13 protein-coding genes are annotated in these 16,776 nt (G+C 70.4%); 11 read left to right on the forward strand and 2 right to left on the reverse strand.

The annotated features are described in order from the left end of the window. Window positions 1–33 precede the first annotated feature (33 nt). Genes QM641_RS01080 through QM641_RS01100 form a run of 5 tightly spaced genes read left to right on the forward strand, consistent with a single transcriptional unit; the run spans window position 34 to window position 6,893 of the window. Window positions 34–1,839, forward strand: a complete 1,806-nt coding sequence (locus QM641_RS01080; RefSeq protein WP_415112575.1) for a glycosyltransferase family 2 protein — start codon at window positions 34–36, stop codon at window positions 1,837–1,839. A gap of 54 nt (window positions 1,840–1,893) precedes the next feature. After that, a complete protein-coding gene (gene rfbA, locus QM641_RS01085; protein WP_415112577.1) occupies window positions 1,894–2,766 on the forward strand; it encodes a glucose-1-phosphate thymidylyltransferase RfbA in 873 nt (290 codons plus the stop codon). Window positions 2,767–2,769: 3 nt separating this feature from the next. Beyond that, a complete protein-coding gene (locus QM641_RS01090) occupies window positions 2,770–4,683 on the forward strand; it encodes a rhamnan synthesis F family protein (RefSeq protein ID WP_415112579.1) in 1,914 nt (637 codons plus the stop codon). Window positions 4,684–4,734: 51 nt separating this feature from the next. After that, window positions 4,735–5,655 (forward strand): ABC transporter permease, encoded by a 921-nt coding sequence (locus QM641_RS01095; RefSeq protein ID WP_415112581.1) that lies wholly within the window; start codon window positions 4,735–4,737, stop codon window positions 5,653–5,655. Between the two features lie 5 nt (window positions 5,656–5,660). Further along, the gene (locus QM641_RS01100; RefSeq protein ID WP_415112583.1) at window positions 5,661–6,893 is read left to right on the forward strand and encodes an ABC transporter ATP-binding protein; all 1,233 of its coding nucleotides are present in this window, start codon (window positions 5,661–5,663) and stop codon (window positions 6,891–6,893) included. Here the strand turns inward: QM641_RS01100 and QM641_RS01105 are convergent. After that, the gene (locus QM641_RS01105; protein WP_415112585.1) at window positions 6,883–7,854 is read right to left on the reverse strand and encodes a glycosyltransferase; all 972 of its coding nucleotides are present in this window, start codon (window positions 7,852–7,854) and stop codon (window positions 6,883–6,885) included. The genes QM641_RS01100 and QM641_RS01105 overlap by 11 nt on opposite strands. A gap of 68 nt (window positions 7,855–7,922) precedes the next feature. Here QM641_RS01105 and QM641_RS01110 point away from each other — a divergent pair, with 68 nt between their 5' ends. Continuing rightward, complete coding sequence (locus tag QM641_RS01110) at window positions 7,923–9,926, forward strand: hypothetical protein (RefSeq protein WP_415112587.1); 2,004 nt, start codon at window positions 7,923–7,925, stop codon at window positions 9,924–9,926. Between the two features lie 12 nt (window positions 9,927–9,938). Here the strand turns inward: QM641_RS01110 and QM641_RS01115 are convergent, their stop codons facing one another. Then, complete coding sequence (locus QM641_RS01115; RefSeq protein WP_415112589.1) at window positions 9,939–10,823, reverse strand: glycosyltransferase family 2 protein; 885 nt, start codon at window positions 10,821–10,823, stop codon at window positions 9,939–9,941. A 92-nt stretch (window positions 10,824–10,915) separates the two neighbouring features. On the opposite strand from QM641_RS01115, the gene QM641_RS01120 reads away from it, so the two are divergent. The 5 genes from QM641_RS01120 to lhgO all read left to right on the forward strand — a co-directional run bounded on the left by QM641_RS01120 (window position 10,916) and on the right by lhgO (window position 16,614). Then, window positions 10,916–12,121, forward strand: coding sequence for a hypothetical protein (locus QM641_RS01120; protein WP_415112591.1), 1,206 nt, complete (start codon window positions 10,916–10,918; stop codon window positions 12,119–12,121). 36 nt (window positions 12,122–12,157) lie between these two features. Continuing rightward, complete coding sequence (locus QM641_RS01125; RefSeq protein ID WP_415112593.1) at window positions 12,158–13,324, forward strand: glycosyltransferase family 2 protein; 1,167 nt, start codon at window positions 12,158–12,160, stop codon at window positions 13,322–13,324. Between the two features lie 8 nt (window positions 13,325–13,332). Continuing rightward, window positions 13,333–14,214 carry a glycosyltransferase gene (locus QM641_RS01130; protein WP_415112595.1) on the forward strand — a complete coding sequence of 294 codons (882 nt, stop codon included), beginning with the start codon at window positions 13,333–13,335 and terminating at the stop codon, window positions 14,212–14,214. Beyond that, window positions 14,214–15,350 carry a UDP-galactopyranose mutase gene (glf, locus tag QM641_RS01135; protein ID WP_415112597.1) on the forward strand — a complete coding sequence of 379 codons (1,137 nt, stop codon included), beginning with the start codon at window positions 14,214–14,216 and terminating at the stop codon, window positions 15,348–15,350. Before QM641_RS01130 ends, glf begins: the two co-directional genes overlap by 1 nt. A gap of 64 nt (window positions 15,351–15,414) precedes the next feature. Continuing rightward, window positions 15,415–16,614, forward strand: coding sequence for an L-2-hydroxyglutarate oxidase (gene lhgO / locus QM641_RS01140; RefSeq protein ID WP_415112599.1), 1,200 nt, complete (start codon window positions 15,415–15,417; stop codon window positions 16,612–16,614). Window positions 16,615–16,776: the final 162 nt, after the last annotated feature.

Below are 16,776 nucleotides of genomic sequence, written 5' to 3' on the forward strand. Positions count from 1 at the left end.
TTCCGTTTCCTACCTCGAGGGGTCGCGCCCGACATGCCAGGTCTTCCCGCACGTCTCGCCCGTCGAGCGCTCGCGAAGCTGCCCGATCCGATCCAGCGACGGATCCGGTCGGCACGCACCGGCCGCTCCTATACTCTCAACACCCGGGGGGTCGCGGCGAACGCCGACATGCGCCGGTGGGTCGCCGCGCACGGGCGGCCGGTCAGCATCGTCATCCCGAGCTACAACGACCTCCCCCTGCTCGTCGAGGCGCTCGCGAGCATCGAGGAGACGTGCACCGCGATCGAGTACGAGGTCATCATCGTCGACGACTTCATCGACCCGGCCGTGTCCGCCCAGCTCAAGGAGCTCGAGAACGACCGCGTGTCGGTGATCCTCAAGGAGCGGCGCCTCGGGTTCGCCGGAACGGTCAACGTCGGCATGACGCGTGCCGCGCACGACATCGTCCTCCTCAACAGCGACATCGTCGCCAAGCCGGGCTGGATCGAGGCGCTGCAGTACAGCGCCTATGCCCTCGACCCCCGCATCGGGATGGTCAGCCCGAAACTGGTCTATCCGGACGGACGCATCCAGTACGGCGGCACGTACTACGCGCGGATCCTGGCGCCGCAGTGGTTCGGTCACCTGCACGTCGGCGCTCCCGCCACGAAGCCGACGGCCAACGTCGCCGGGTACAACCGCTCCATCTCCGGCGCGTGCGTCTACATCACGCGCGACGCGTACGAACGCGTGGGCCTGCTCGACGACGAGTTCTGGCTCGGCTTCGAGGACGTCGACTACGGACTGCGGGCGTGGGAGCGCGGCGTGCGCTGCTTCTACCAGCCCGCCGCCATGCTGGTGCATCACGAGTCGGCGTCGCGAGGGTACAGCCAGGGCCAGCGCGAGCTCGCCTCGATGCGGAGGTTCTGGAGGCGCTGGGAGACGGGCTTCCTCGCGCGGCGCGTACCGGCCGACGCCCCCGTCGACGTCCTCGTCGGGACGGCATCCGCCCCGCTGTGGCGCGACTACGTGAACGCGCTCGCGGCCTCGCTCCGTGCGGGCGGGCGCGAGGTGCGGCTGCACGAGCTGTCCGGGGATGCCGTGGACGAGGCCGTCGTGGACGAGGTCTCCGGTCGGCGGGGGATCGTCGTCGCGTGCGACTGGTCGGTCGCCGAGACCGCGTGGCTGGCGGCACTGGGCGGGGGGCTCCCGGTCTACCTGCTCCCGGCCGTCGAGAGCATCGGATTCCCGGCGCAGCCCGACCTCCAGTCGCGGATCGTCGCCGGATACCGGCCGGAGTTCGATTACATCGCGCCCAACCGCTGGACGGCGGCCCAACTGCAGGCCGAGGCCGCCTGGGAGGTCGCCCGACGCATCCCGCCCGCCCTCGCGCCGCGGCCGCTGAGCGCGCGGTCCGCTCCGGTGGCCGTGACGATCGGCGCCGGGCCGGAGGAGAGGCGCACCGTCGAGGAGGTGTGCCGCGCCGTCGGGGCGGAGGCGATCCACCTCGAGCGGTTCGAGACGATCGACGCTGTCGCCGACCGCGCCCCGCGCGCGGTGGTCCTGTTCGACGAGCAGCAGTCGAGCCTGCTGCCGTTCGCGCTCATGTCGATCGGGGCGGTCTATCTGGCGCCCGTGGACGCGCGCCTGAGCCATGAGGTCCTCGACGGCTACAACGCGCTGCTGTTCGCGCCGGGGGATCGCGGCCGGCTCTCCCGATCGCTCACCGACGCGCTGACCGACGACGCGGTATGGGCCGAGCTCCGCGGCAACGGGCATGCGTCGGCGGCCCGCGCGGCCGACGCCGCCGGCGCGGCCTTCGCCGCGGCCCTCGCCGACTTCTCGGCCGCGCCGGTCTGAACGCGGCGGGGCGGTCGAGTTGAGCCGCTCAGCCGCATCGGAGAGACTGGCTTCATGCGTGGCATCATTCTCGCGGGGGGCACCGGGTCCCGGTTGCACCCCGTCACCCTCGGCGTCTCCAAACAGCTCGTGCCGGTGTACGACAAGCCGATGATCTACTACCCGCTGTCGACGCTGATCCTCGGGGGGGTCACCGACATCCTCGTCATCACGACCCCGCACGACTCCGAGCAGTTCTCGCGTCTGCTGGGCGACGGCTCGCAGTTCGGCGTGTCGATCGCCTACAAGACGCAGCCGTCGCCGGACGGTCTGGCGCAGGCGTTCATCCTCGGCGAGGATCACATCGGATCGGACTCGGCGGCGCTCGTCCTCGGCGACAACATCTTCTACGGGCAGGGCATGGGCTCACGCCTGCGCCGGTACGCCGATCTGGAGGGGGGCGTCGTCTTCGGCTACTGGGTGGACGACCCGACCGCCTACGGCGTGGTCGAGTTCGACGACGCCGGTCATGTCGTCTCGCTCGAGGAGAAGCCCGCGCAGCCCAAGAGCAACTACGCGGTGCCCGGCCTCTACTTCTACGACAACGACGTCGTGGAGATCGCGAAGGCTCTACAGCCGTCGCCGCGGGGCGAGCTGGAGATCACGGACGTGAACCGCGAGTACCTCCGGCGCGGCACCCTGCAGGTCGAGCTGCTGCCGCGCGGGACGGCGTGGCTGGACACCGGGACGTTCGACTCGCTCGCCGAGGCGACCGAGTTCATCCGCACCGTGCAGAAGCGGCAGGGCCTGTCCATCGGCTGCCCCGAGGAGGTCGCCTGGCGGATGGGCCTGCTCACCGACGACGAGCTCCGCCGGCGGGCGGAGCCCCTCATCAAGAGCGGCTACGGGCAATACCTCCTCAAGGCGCTCGAGCACGGTCTGCGCTGATCCGTGCCGCCTCAGGAGATCTCGGTGCCGCCGGCGCGGCGACTGCCCGCCGACGCGCGGCGGGCCCTCGTCTACACCGTGTGGGATCGGCGCGGGGGGATCGACGACTACATCCCGTATGCGCTCGCGGGCATGCGTGAGGACATCGAGCACCTGCTGGTGGTCGTCAACGGCGAGCTCAGCGACGAGGGCCGTGCCCTGCTCGAGCCCGTGGCCGACGAGATCCTCGTGCGCGAGAACGCGGGCTTCGACATCTGGGCGCACAAGGCGGGCCTGGACCACCTGGGCGATCGCCTCGCGGACTTCGACGAGGTGATCCTGACGAACGACACCTGGATGGGACCGGTGAACCCCTACCGCCCGGTGCTGGAGCGCATGGCGCAGCAGGCCGTGCATTTCTGGGGCATGACCGACCACGCCCGGGAGGAGCCCAATCCGTTCACCGGCGAAGGCGTGCTGCACTACCACCTCCAGTCGTTCTGGATCGCCGCGCGTCGTGAGCTCTTCCTCTCCACCGTCTGGCGGGATTACTGGCGGGAGCTTCCGGAGATGCCGGACTACTTCGACGCCGTCTTGAAGCACGAGACGCTGTTCACGCATCGCCTGGCCGCCGAAGGCTTCGTCCACGGGGTCGCGTTCTCCTCCGAGGACTATCCGACCGACCATCCGGCCCTGTTCAACCCGGACCTGCTGCTAGACGACGGATGCCCCCTCATCAAGCGGCGGCCGTTCTTCCACTACCCGCCGTACATGGACCGGCACGCGGTGATCGGCCGTGAGATCGCGCGCAAGGTGGCGGACCGGGGCTATCCCATGGACGTGTTCTGGCAGAACTTCGCACGCAACGTGCCGCCGAAGGTCCTCAACACCAACGCCGGGATGCTCGAGGTGCTCACCGACGACGGTCGTTCCTACGACCCCGCCCGGCCGCTGCGCACCCTGGCCGCCCTCCACATCTACTACCCGGAGATGACGGACGAGCTGCTCGACCGCATCGACACCGTGCCAGGCCCCTGCGACGTGGTGATCACGACCCCCGACGAGCAGCGCGCGGCGGCCATTCGGGCGGTCGCCGAGCGTCGGCCCCGCGCAGACGGCAGCACCGAGGTCCGTCTCGTCTCGAACGACGGCCGGGACCAGAGCGCCTTCCTCATCGGATGCCGTGACGAGCTCCTGAGCGGAGAGTACGGCCTCGTGGTCAGGCTGCACTCCAAGAAGACCCCGCAGGACGGCTTCAACGTCGGCCGGCACTTCCGGGATCTGCAGTTCCGGAACCTGTTGGACAGCCCCGGATACACCGCGAACGTCTTCGCGCTGTTCCAGCGCGAGCCCGGTCTCGGCCTCGTCTATCCGCCGATGATCCACATCGGCTACCCGACGCTGGGCCGGGCGTGGTGGGCCAACCGGAAGGGCGCCGAGGACCTGTGCGCCCAGCTCGGCATCCGGGTGCCGTTCGACGACGTCTCCCCGCTCGCGCCCTACGGCGGGATGTTCATCGCTCGTCCCGAGGCGCTCCGGATCCTGGTCGAGCATCCGTGGTCCTACGCTCAGTTCGGCGGTGCCGAGGCCTATCAGGACGGCGGGCTCGCCCACGTCCTGGAGCGGCTGCCCTCCTACGCGGCCGGTGAACTCGGATTCCACACGCGCACCGTGGCGACCCGCGACCACATGTCGATCAGCCACACCGCGCTGGAGTACAAGCTCGATCAGATCTCCGCCACGCTCCCGGGGTACAGCGTCGATGCGATCCACTACCTGAGGGGCGTCGGCGAGGTGGGCGAAGGGCGCCTGATCGACTTCGCGCGCATGTACCTGCGCATGCATCGACCCGGCACCGGGGCGGCGCTGCGGCGCATCGCCGGTCGCGACACCGTCCTCGGTCGCGCCCTGCGGCGGCTGCGGCGCCGGGCGGAGTGAGCGCACGATACCGGGCAGTCGTTCAGCCGACTCGCCGTTAGGATCGTGAGGATGTCCATTTCGCCCGATCCGAGTGCCGGTGCGCGTTTCGAACGACTCGCGGCGACGCCGATGCGGACGGTCGGCGCCGCCACCGGTCTGCGACCGCACGATCTGTGGCGGTCGACGCGGGACCTGATCTTCCACCGCGAGATGCTCGACCTGCTCGTGCGCCGCGACCTCAAGGCGCGGTACAAGGACTCCACACTCGGGTTCTTCTGGTCGCTGGCCCGGCCGCTGATGCAGCTGGCGATCTACTACGTCGTCGTCGGGAAGTTCCTGCAGGCTGCGCGCGGCATCCCCGACTTCGCGGTCTACATCTTCGCGGGACTCACCGCGATCGGCCTGTTCACCGAGATCGTCACCGGCGCGACCGGGTCGATCATCGGGAACAGCGGCCTGGTCAAGAAGGTCTACGTGCCTCGCGAGGTCTTCCCCCTGGCGAGCGTCGGGTCCGCGCTGTTCAACTTCGGCATCCAGCTCGTCGTCCTCCTCGCGGCGACCTTCCTCGTCGGCAAGCCCCCCTTCCAGCCCGAGCTGGCGTACGCGATCCCCTCCGTCGTGGTGCTCGTCGTGTACGGCACGGCGCTCGGCCTGCTGTTCAGCGCGCTGAACGTGTACCTGCGCGATGTGCAGTACCTCGTCGAGCTCGGCACGATGGTGCTGTTCTGGGCGAGCCCGGTCGTGTACTCCTGGCAGATGGTGAGCAGCATCGTGTCGTCGCCGCTGCTGCTGGACATCTACACGAACAACCCCCTCACCCTTGCCATCATCGGGTTCCAGAAGGCCTTCTGGGGTGCGGGGGCGGACTTCCCCCAGCCCGACCACCTCATGCTGAGACTCGGCGTCTCATTCGTCGTCGGCGTCGTCCTGCTCTTCGTCTGCCACCGCGTCTTCCTCCGCCTGCAGGGCAACTTCGCCCAGGAGCTCTGAGCCCGATGGTCACCCAAGACACCGCTGGTTCGACCCCGGACGTCGTGCGCGTCCGCGGCGTCTCGAAGAGGTTCACGGTGCGCAAGGACTCCTCCATCAAGGAGCGCATCGTCACGCTCGGTCGCGCCGGGCGCAGGCACAAGCAGGACTTCTGGGCGTTGCGCGACGTGGACATCGCCATCGGCGCGGGGACCACCGTCGGCCTGATCGGTCACAACGGCTCCGGGAAGAGCACCCTGCTGAAGGTGATCGGCGGCATCGTCGATCCGACCACGGGGTCGGTCGAGCAGCGCGGAAGACTGGCCGCGCTGCTGGAGCTGGGCGCCGGGTTCCACCCCGACCTGACCGGTCGGGAGAACATCTTCCTGAACGCCTCGGTCCTCGGCCTGACACGGCAGGAGACCCACTCGAGGTTCGACGACATCGTCGCCTTCTCCGGGATCGGCGACTTCATCGACACCCAGGTCAAGTTCTACTCGTCCGGGATGTACGTGCGCCTCGCCTTCGCCGTCGCGGTGCACACCGATCCGGACATCCTGCTCGTCGACGAGGTGCTCGCGGTGGGAGACGAGGCCTTCCAGCGCAAGTGCCTCGACAAGATCCGCACCTTCCAGTCGGAGGGGCGCACGATCATCATCGTCAGCCACTCCCTCGGGCAGATCACCGAGCTGTGCGATCGGGCGGTCCTGCTCAACGCCGGGACCGTCGTCTTCGACGGCGACCCGATGCGCGCGGTGGGGAAGTTCCGCGACATCCTGGAGGACCGTCGGCAGGCGGACGTCGCGGCCACCGGCGAGAGCCAGAACCCGGATCGGATCCCGGAGGGGCTGGTGCTCTCGACCGAGGCGGCTGCAGCGGGCCGGCAACCGGGAGAGGACGTGCAGTTCGGCGACGACCTCCGGATCACGGCCACGGTGCGCTCGGACGAGGGCGTCGAGGACTGGCTGTGCGCGGTGCAGATCGACAACGCGCTCGGGCAGAAGGTGATGGGAACCGACACGCGCCGCCTCGGCCTCGAGCTGGCCCCGCTGAAGGGCGAGGCGACGGTGAGCTTCGTCCTCAGGAACACCTGCTTCGGGTCCGGCAAGTACTTCATCAATACGTCCTTCATGGACTCGTCCAGCCGTCACATCCACGACCTCGTGCAGGCGACGTCGTTCAACGCCGCGGACTACGAGCGCACGACGGGTGTGGTGCGAGCCGAGGCCGAGGCCTCGGTGGTCGTGCTCAGCGAGTAGGGCGCGCGGCGCCCGTGTCGCGCAGCGCGTAGTCGAGGAGCGTCGCCGCGCGAGCGTCGAAGGAATGCTGCTGCCGGATCGCGGCGGCCAGGCGATGCCGCTCCGCCTCGGAGGGCCAGCATCCCTCGTCCGTGAGCAGGGACCTGAGCTCGGACACGTCGGCATACGTTCGCACGAGGCCGCCGAAGAGCTCCTCACGGCCCTCGAAGGAGTCGGAGATCACCCGCGCCCCGACGAACGTCGCGTCGAACAGACGGTTCGAGATGAAGCCGTTGCGACGCATGTCCTCCCAGTGGTCGTTCAATACGATGCGCGCGCTCCGGTAGGCCGTCGGCACGCGCGCGAACGCCAGATGATCGGCGCGGACGAACCGCGGTTCGACGTAGTCCTCCCAGTCGTGGCCGTAGATCGCGAGGGGGGCGCCGGCGGCGATCGCGTCGCGCACCACCGGCCGCACGACACCGCGCGAGGTGCCCACGAAGAGCACGTCCTCCGCCGCCGCCGGGTCGCCGGGGCCGGGGGAGAATCGTGTCGTCGACGCCGCCTGGAGAAGCGGGATGGCGCCGGCTGCGGCGCCCCGCGGCCAGGTGCGGCTCGCCGCGAAGACGCGATCCCACCCGCCGCTGAGCTCCTCGTCGGTGACCGCGTCGGGGTGGCTGATGATCCAGAGGTAGTTCAGGGCGCCGGGCGCCGCGTCGATGCGATGCAGGCCGCGCAGGACGAGCACGACGTCTCCGGGCGTGCCGGGCGCCGAGCCGAGGAAGTCGATGCGGACGTGCTGCCCCAGCGCCCGCAGAGCGACCGCGAGGTCTTCGGCGAATGCCGTGTCGCCCCATCGCGCCGCCGACTCGTCGGCGGGTGCGCTGATCTTGATGACCCAGCTCAGCCGGCCCGCGCGGAGTCTGCGCCGCTGCCGGGTCGCGGCGAGGGCACGTCCGACGGTTCCGCCCCTACCGATCACCCACCGATCTTATCCGCGCAGGGAGCGCCGCTCCTGCCAGCGGCGCGGGCGACTGGGAGGATGGGGGAATGCGCGCGAGGATCGAGGCTGTCCGCACCCGGTGGGATCGCTTCGTGCTCCCCACCGCCGTCGGTCTTCCCAATGCCAGGGTGGTCGCCTTCGGGCTGCTGCTCCTGCTGGGCGTGTGGGCGGTCCTGGTCCTCACCTCGATCAACGGCACGTCCTCCGGGGCCTTCTATCCGATGGTCTACGCGGGCGAGGACCCCGCTCTCCTGCTGGGCGCGCCCAACCTGATCCGTGCCGACGAGTGGAGCGTCCAGACGGTCTGGGCGATCGCCCAGAACCAGCAGGGGCTGCCTCTGGTGAACCACACCTTCCCCGGCGGGATGGATGCCACCATTCCCCAGGATCTGCCGCGCGTGGACTGGACGGCGATCTTCCGGCCGCACCTGTGGGGCTTCTGGATCGCCGACGTCGACCACGCGCAGGCGTGGAAGTGGTGGCTGCCGCTGTTCGGGGTCGCCGGCGCGGCCTACCTGTTCGCGCTGGTCCACCTCCCGGCTCGCCCGATCACGTCGATGGTGCTCGCGGCCGCGTTCGCGCTGAGCCCGTTCTTCCAGTGGTGGCTCCTGCAGACGACGCTGTGGCCGGTCGCCTGGGGGCTGGCGGTGCTCGCCGGGCTCGGCTGGATGCTGAAATCCAGGAGCCGAAGAGCGGCGGGGATCTGGCTTGCGCTGCTGTGCTATCTCACCGTCGTGATGGGCATGGGGATCTATGTGCCCTTCATCATCCCGATCGCCCTCGTCGTGGCGTGCACCGCGGTAGGCATGGTGGTCTCGTCGGCTCGTGTGCAGGGGTGGCGGTTCGTGCTGGCGCGCAGCGGCGCGGTGCTGGCCGCCGGTGCGTCGGCGGGGGTCGTCCTCGTGGTCTGGCTGGTGACCCGGTGGGACGTGGTGCACGGCTTCCTCTCCACGGCGTACCCGGGCGAACGGCTGGAGGCGACGGGGTCCGGAAGCAACGTCCGCGCGGTGGCCGCGGTCTTCGGGTCCTCCTTCACCGACGCGCTGCGCCACGCCGGACGATTCCTCGACCCGAACGCATCCGAGTCGGCGACGTTCTTCCTTCCTGGGCTCTTCCTCGCCCCCGTCGTGGTGTGGCTGGTCTGGCGGTGCCGTCGGGACCGGCGTGCGCTCCCGTGGCCTCTGGTGCTGGCTCTCGCGAGCGCCCTGGTGCTCCTCCTGTTCGTGTTCGTCCCCGGGTGGGACCCGATCGCGCACCTTCTGCTCCTGGATCGCACGACGCTGGGAAGAGTTCGGATCGGCCTGGGGTTCGCGTCGTTCGCGATCCTCGTCATGGTCCTCGCCGAGGTGACCGGGCGTTCCCGGCCCGGCTGGGCGGTCTCCTCGATCGGGCCGGCCGGGTTCGTCGTGGCACAGGGGGTGATCGCGCTGGCGCTGTTCGTGGGGGCGCCGCACCTGCTGGCCGCCGCCGCGCTGTGGCCGGTGATCGCGGTCGTGAGCGCTGTCGTGGTCCTCGCGGCCGCGCGCGGGTGGCCGGCGCTTGCCGCCGGACTGCTCCTGGTGGTCTCGCTCGCGGGCAGCTACGGGGTCAATCCGCTGTATCTGGGCGTGTTCGATCTGCGCGAGACCGAGCCGTCGCGTCTGATCCAGGAGCTCGACGACACCGAGGGGGGCGCCTGGGTCGGCATCGGGGACAGGCTGACCAGCGCCATGCTGCTGGAAAGCGGTGTGGAGGCGTTCAACGGCTTTCAGGGGACGCCCAGCGCCCAGATGTGGGAGGCGATCGACCCGCAGGGCCGGTTCGAATACGAGTGGAACCGGCTCGCCGCGGTGACCTGGTCGCTCGGGCCGGGCGAGCCGGTCGTGTCCAACCCGTTCCCCGATCTGATCCAGGTCACCTTCGATCCGTGCTCCGCCTTCGCCCAGCAGAACGTCGCGTTCGTGCTGACCGACAGCAGCCAGGTCCCCGCCTCCGGCTGTCTCACCGAGCTTGCGGACTTCCCCCTCAACCGCACGGACCTGACGGTCTGGCGGGTCGTCCCCGCGCAGTGAGCGGCATCCGGGCTACGGCAGGAACACGTGCCCGGCGAGGACGGCCAGTCCCGCACGGTCGCCCGCGCGCAGCGCTGACGGCATCCGGGTGAGAGCGTTCAGGCGACTGGACAGGTGCATCCGGGCCGCTCGCGCGGCGCGGTGCCAGCCGCGGTCGCGGAAGTCGGCGACCAGGGCGGTGAAGAACTCGCGCTCCTCTGTGAAGCGGCTCCCGTCGACGGCGCGCCACGACGAGACGCTGCCGCCGTGGCGCCGGTAGTCGAAGACGATCTCGTCGTCCAGCAGCAGCGCGCCGCCTGCCCGGCACACGTCCAGAGCCAGCGCGAGGTCCTGCACCACGTCGTAGCCCTGCTGGAAGCCGATCTCACGGATCGTCGGCCCGTGCCAGACCAGGGCGGGGAAGTTCATCCAGTTGCCACGGGTGAGGCTCGTCGCAAGCTCCGCGCCGGACAGCAGCAGCGGGCGGGGCCCGCGCGGCCGGTACAGCGCCTTCGCGGTGTCGACGAGCGTGCGTGCCGGGCGCCCCTCGGCATCGATGATGCCGGTGCCCGGATGCACGATGCGGGCAGCGGTATGGCGGGCGATCAGCTCACGGACCCGGGCGATGTAGCCCGGCCGCATGACGTCGTCGCAGCCGAAGATGGTCACCCACTCCGCGCGCGAGAGGTCGATGCACTCCTGGAAGGTCGCGTTGATGCCGAGGTTGCGCTCGTGGCGGCGGTACTCGACCCGCGGGTCGGCGAGGCTGCGCGCCCACTCCCCGGGTGCCGTGTCCGGGTTCGCGTCGTCGATGACGACCAGTCGCCAGTTCCCGTCCGTCTGCGCGAGCACGCTGCGCACCGCCTGCGCGAAATGATCGGCGCGGCCGTAGAACGGCAGCATGATGTCGATGGTCACTCGCGCTCCTCCCGGCACGAACGGTGCTCGTCCGCCCGAACGATAGTATTCACTGCATGATGCGACGAGCCTCGGCTGTCGGAGACTCGGCATTGTCCACACTCGGAGTCCTTGCGCAGGGCCTGTCGCGGTTCGCGTACGCCGCGGTCGTCGGGCGGGCCCTCGGGGCCGACGTGCTGTCGGCCGTCAACGTCGCCTTCGCCGCATCGATCCTGCTCTCGCTCGCGTGGCCGACGGCGGCAGGGAACGCGGCTGCGGCCTTCGCCCGACCCGGTCATGGCGGCGAGCGCATGCGGCGGCGGCTGCAGCGCTCCCTCCTCGTCTCGCTGGTGCCGATCGGTGGCGCCGCGGCGCTCCTGGCCGTCGCCCTCGGCGGGTCCGTCTTGGATGCCCTCACGCTGGTCGCCCTGACGGCGGGCTGGTCGGGCTACATCTACGGACGCGGCCTCCTGATGGGGGCAGGCAGAGCGGCGTCGGCCGCGCTGTGGGACATCGTGACCGCGGTGCTCGCGATCGGTCTCCTGGCGGTGGTCGTGCTGACGGGGGCCGAGCTGTTCGCCCTGGTCCCCGCGGTGGTCGGATACGGCACCTTCGCGGTGGCGGCGGCGGTGATCGCCCGGCGGGCGCTCCGCGACGACGTCTCCGCCGAGCCCGGCGCGCCCCGGGTCGGATCGTTCATCGTGTGGAACTCGCTGGCCCTGATCGCGACCAACGGTCTCATGCAGCTGTCGATGGTCATCGCCTACGCGTTCGACTCGCCTGCGCACGCCGGGCAGTTCGCCGCGGCCCTCTCGCTGGCCACGCCGGTGTCGATGATCTCGCAGGCGGTGACCCTCGCGCTCCTGCCGAGATTCGGCGCGTGGGCGGCGCTGCCGGGGCCGGAGCAGCGGCTGCTGTTCGTTCGTGCGCTGGCGGCCGTCGGAGGTGTGCTCGCCGTCGGCTGCGCGCTGGTGGCCCTCCTCATGCCCTGGGTGCTGCCGCTGTTCTTCGGCGCCGGATTCGGCCCGGCGGTCGCCCTGGCCCAGCTGCTCATGGTCGGAGTGTTCGGCTTCTCCGTCTCGGTGCTGGTCGTGGGCTACCTGTCGGCCACCGGTCGTGCGCGGCGCGCGACGCTGCTGTCCGGGGTCTCGTCCCTGGTGGGGGTGACCTGCATGGTGTGGGTGGCGCTCGCCGCCGACGGCGTCAGCGGCGCGCTCTGGGGCGTCTCGGTCGGGATGACCCTCTCCGCGGCCGCGCTGTGCGCCGCGGCGATGGCGCGACGAGCGTCGACCGGGCCCGGGGGAGCGCATCGGCTATGATCGCGGGGGCGACGGACCCGGGCACCGAGAAGGACGATGAAGACAAACGACGAGGTCGAGCTGACGATCCTCATGCCATGCCTCAACGAGGCCGAGACGCTCGCGACCTGCATCGACAAGGCGAAGGGCTATCTGGAGCGAGCCGGCGTCGACGGTGAGGTGCTGATCGCCGACAACGGCAGCTCCGACGGCTCGCAGGACATCGCCCGCCGTCACGGCGCGCGCGTGGCCGACATCCCGGTCAAGGGCTACGGCGCGGCGCTGATCGGCGGGATCGAGGCGGCCCGGGGCCGCTACGTCATCATGGGCGATGCCGACGACAGCTACGACTTCACGGCGCTGCAGCCCTTCGTCGATCGTCTTCGCGCCGGTGACGATCTGGTCATGGGCAATCGGTTCCGGGGCGGGATCGAGCCCGGGGCCATGCCGCCCCTGCACAAGTACCTCGGCAATCCGGTGCTCACGTGGATCGGACGGACGCTCTTCACCTCGCCGATCCGCGACTTCCACTGCGGGCTCCGCGGATTCAACCGCCGCTCGATCCTCGACCTGGAGCTGCAGACGACCGGCATGGAGTTCGCCAGCGAGATGGTCGTGAAGTCCACTCTCGCCCACCTGACCGTCAGCGAGGTCCCCACCACGTTGCGCAAGGACGGCCGGAGCCGGCCGCCGCACCTGCGCAGCTGGCGCGACGGGTGGCGTCATCTGAGGTTCCTGCTCATCTTCAGCCCCCGCTGGCTGTTCCTCGTGCCCGGGCTGATCGCGCTGATCGTCGGCGTCGTCGGCACGCTCGCGCTGCTGCTGGGGCCGGCGACCATCGCGGGCGTCGGGTTCGATGTGGCGAGCCAGGTCTACCTCGCCGCGCTGGCCGTGGTGGGCTACCAGGGTGTGCTGTTCGCCGTGCTCACGAAGCTGTACGCCGAGCGCGAGGGATACCGGCTGCCGCGAGGACGGCTGTTCGCGTGGCTGGCGCAGCGCACGAGCCTGGAGTCGCTCGCGCTCGTGGGCCTGGCGGTGTTCCTGCTGGGGGTGGTGATGTTCGTCCTCCAGGCCGGCGCGTGGGGGGCCGCCGGGTTCGGGCCGCTCGATCCGCGGGAGACGCTGCGCGTGGCGATCCCCGCGTCGCTGCTGCTCATCCTGGGCGCCCAGACGATCATGGCGGGTCTGTTCCTCGGCATCCTCACGATCCCCACCCGCAAGTAGGCCTGCGAATGGTGAAGAGCACGGCTGCAGCGGCCCTGCGCGACGCGACGGCGGCGGTCGTCCTCGCCTATCGACCCGACGAGTCGGTCGTCGAGAACGTCGCGCGGATCCGCGACCAGGTCGCGCACGTCTACATCGTCAACAACTCGCCCGGCGACCAGACCGTGGGCGCGCTTGCCGGGATCGACCCCGAGGCGGTCACGATCCTCGACCAGGCCGGGAACGTCGGGGTGGCCGCCGGCTTCAACGCCGGGATCAGGCAGGCGCTCGCGGCGGGCAGCGACCACGTCGTGATCTTCGACCAGGACAGCAGGCCCGCCGACGGGATGATCGATCGGCTGCTCGAGGTGCAGGCCGCCACGCCCGATGCGGGCATCGTCGCGCCCGCCCTGCGCTCGATGGCGACCGGGGTCGTCTACCGGCGGGAGTCGGGAGCCGGCGTGGCGGAGGTGCCGATGCTGATCAGCTCGGGGTCGCTGCTGTCTCGGGCGCTGGTGGAACGGATCGGTCTGCACGACGAGCCGCTGTTCATCGACTACGTCGACCACGACATCTGCCTCCGGGCGCGCAAGGCCGGACTTCGCAATCTCAAGGTGTTCGACGCCGTGCTCGACCACAGATTCGGCGACTCGGATCCGGTCGACTTCCTGGGCAGGCAGGTGTACCTGGCCAACTACTCGCCCCGGCGGATCTTCTTCCAGACCCGCAACCGGATCGTCGTCGTCCGCCGCTACGGGTTCGGCCGGTGGTTCTGGGAGGACCTGTGGTTCACGGCCAAGGCGTGGACGAAGGTCCTGCTGATCGAGTCGGGACGCGCCCAGAAGGTCCGTGCGGCGCTCTCCGGCGTCCGCGCGGGCCTGACGTACCCGGCCAGGGAAAGGCATTGGTGATGGATCTCCTCATCGTCGGCTCCGGCTTCTTCGGCCTCACCATCGCGGAGCGGGCCGCGGCATCCGGTCGCGACGTCACCGTCATCGACCGCCGCCACCACCTCGGCGGCAACGCGTACAGCGAGGACGAGCCCGAGACGGGGATCGAGGTGCACCGCTACGGCGCGCACCTGTTCCACACCTCGAACGCGACGGTGTGGGAGTACGTGAACCGCTTCACGACCTTCACGGACTACGTGCACCGCGTCTACACGAACCACAAGGGCGTGGTGTACCCGCTGCCGATCAACCTGGGGACGATCAACCAGTTCTTCCAGGCCGCCTACTCGCCGGACCAGGCGCGCGCGCTCGTGCACGAGCTCGCGGGGGAGTTCGACACGAAGGATGCCGCGAACCTGGAGGAGAAGGCGATCGGTCTCATCGGGCGCCCGCTGTACGAGGCGTTCATCCGCGACTACACCGCCAAGCAGTGGCAGACCGATCCCACCGAGCTGCCCGCCGAGGTGATCAGCCGCCTGCCGGTGCGCTACACGTACGACAACCGCTACTTCAACGACACGTGGGAGGGCCTGCCGACCGACGGCTACACGGCGTGGCTGGAGCGGATGGCCGACCACCCGCGGATCGAGGTGCGCCTGTCGACCGACTTCTTCGACCAGTCGCAGCCGCTGAACAAGCGCGCGACCGTCGGGCAGCTGCCGATCGTGTACACCGGCCCCGTCGACCGCTACTTCGACTATGCGGAGGGAGCCCTCAGCTGGCGCACGCTCGATTTCGAGCAGGAGGTCGTGCCGGTGGGCGATTTCCAGGGGACGAGCGTCATGAACTACGCGGACGCCGACGTGCCCTACACGCGCATCCACGAGTTCCGGCACTTCCACCCCGAGCGCGCCGCCCGCTACCCGGCCGACAAGACCGTGATCATGCGCGAGTTCTCGCGTTTCGCCGCGCGCGAGGACGAGCCGTACTACCCGGTGAACACGCCGGAGGACCGGGCGCGGCTGCTCGCCTACCGGGAGCTGGCCAAGGGCGAGCGGGACGTACACTTCGGCGGGCGGCTGGGAACCTACCAGTACCTCGACATGCACATGGCGATCGGCTCGGCGCTGTCGATGTGGCACAACAGGCTCGCATGAGCGGCTGCGCACGGCCCGTCGCGCCCCGAGCCGGGGGAGCGGGCGAGGCCAGGAGGAGGCACCCATGACCGAACGGATCGGAATCGTCGGCGGCGGCATCGTCGGCGTGGCGCTCGCCCGCGCGCTGTCCGCGCGCGGCGACGCGGTGACCGTGCTGGAGAAGGAGTCCCGGCTGGCCGGGCACCAGACCGGCCACAACTCCGGCGTCGTGCACGCCGGGCTGTACTACGCGCCGGGCTCGCTCAAGGCCACGCTGTGCGCGCGGGGGCGGGGTCTGATCCGCGAGTTCTGCCAGGAGAAGGCGCTGCCCTACCGCGAGGTCGGCAAGCTCGTCGTGGCCGTCGACGAGTCGGAGCTGGGCGCGCTCGCCGAGATCGAGCGGCGCTCGATCGCCAACGGCGTGCCCGACCTGGCGCGCATCGACGACGTCGCCGCACTGCGCGAGCTCGAGCCGCACGTGGCGGGCATCGCCGCGGTGCACTCCCCGCACACCGCCGTGGTGGACTACGCGACGATCACCGAGGCGATGGCCCAGGACGTCCGCGCCGCCGGCGGCCGGATCCGACTCGGGCACGAGGTCACCGGCATCCGTCGCGAGGGCGACACGGTGCGCGTGACCACCCCGGTCTCGGAGGACGTGTTCGACCGCCTCGTCGTGTGCGCGGGGCTGCACTCCGACGTCGTGGCGCGGCTGGTGGGCGCCGACCCGTCGCCGAAGATCCTCCCGTTCCGCGGCGAGTACTGGGAGCTCGCGCCCGAGCGCACCGACCTCGTCAAAGGCATGATCTATCCGGTGCCCGATCCGCGGTTCCCGTTCCTCGGCGTGCATTTCACCCGCGGCGTCTACGACAACGTGCACGTCGGCCCCAACGCCGTGCCCGCCCTCGCGCGGGAGGGCTACGGCTGGCTGTCGATCTCGCCGAGGGACACGTGGGAGTCGCTGCGCTGGCCGGGCGCGTGGCCGCTGGCCAAGCAGCACTGGCTCATGGGCGTGGACGAGATCGGCGGCTCGCTCGTCAAGCCGCTGTACTTCCGCAAGGCCCAGCGGTTCGTTCCCGAACTTCGGATGTCCGACCTCGCCCACAAGAGCGGCGCAGGCGTGCGCGCCCAGGCGTGGGGGCGCGGCGGCGAGCTGCTCGACGACTTCGCGGTCGACCGGCTCGGGCCGGTGACGCTGCTGCGCAACGCCCCGTCGCCGGCGGCCACCAGCAGCCTCGCGATCGCCGACCACCTCATCGAGCACTACCTCGACGCCGCGGGCTGACCGCGGCGCGGGCTCCCGGCATCCGATCTCCCGGCCTCCGGCATCCGCGCGCTCGCGCGCACGAACTTCGGAGAGTCGCACGAAGTTCGGAGGATCTGGCCGAAATCCTCCGAAGTTCGCGTGATCCTCCGACGTTGGTGAGCCGGCGTCCCGGCCGGCGGC

Origin of the sequence: Microbacterium sp., from assembly GCF_047605725.1 — a bacterium.
GTDB lineage: Bacteria > Actinomycetota > Actinomycetes > Actinomycetales > Microbacteriaceae > Microbacterium.

What these genes read in the sequence shown, in the direction of transcription:
- glf (WP_415112597.1), top strand. Translation starts at nt 14,214, where the DNA reads ATGGATCTCCTCATCGTCGGCTCCGGCTTCTTCGGCCTCACCATCGCG.
- rfbA (WP_415112577.1), top strand. Translation starts at nt 1,894, where the DNA reads ATGCGTGGCATCATTCTCGCGGGGGGCACCGGGTCCCGGTTGCACCCC.
- QM641_RS01130 (WP_415112595.1), top strand. Translation starts at nt 13,333, where the DNA reads ATGGTGAAGAGCACGGCTGCAGCGGCCCTGCGCGACGCGACGGCGGCG.
- QM641_RS01100 (WP_415112583.1), top strand. Translation starts at nt 5,661, where the DNA reads ATGGTCACCCAAGACACCGCTGGTTCGACCCCGGACGTCGTGCGCGTC.
- lhgO (WP_415112599.1), top strand. Translation starts at nt 15,415, where the DNA reads ATGACCGAACGGATCGGAATCGTCGGCGGCGGCATCGTCGGCGTGGCG.
- QM641_RS01110 (WP_415112587.1), top strand. Translation starts at nt 7,923, where the DNA reads ATGCGCGCGAGGATCGAGGCTGTCCGCACCCGGTGGGATCGCTTCGTG.
- QM641_RS01080 (WP_415112575.1), top strand. Translation starts at nt 34, where the DNA reads ATGCCAGGTCTTCCCGCACGTCTCGCCCGTCGAGCGCTCGCGAAGCTG.
- QM641_RS01095 (WP_415112581.1), top strand. Translation starts at nt 4,735, where the DNA reads ATGTCCATTTCGCCCGATCCGAGTGCCGGTGCGCGTTTCGAACGACTC.
- QM641_RS01125 (WP_415112593.1), top strand. Translation starts at nt 12,158, where the DNA reads ATGAAGACAAACGACGAGGTCGAGCTGACGATCCTCATGCCATGCCTC.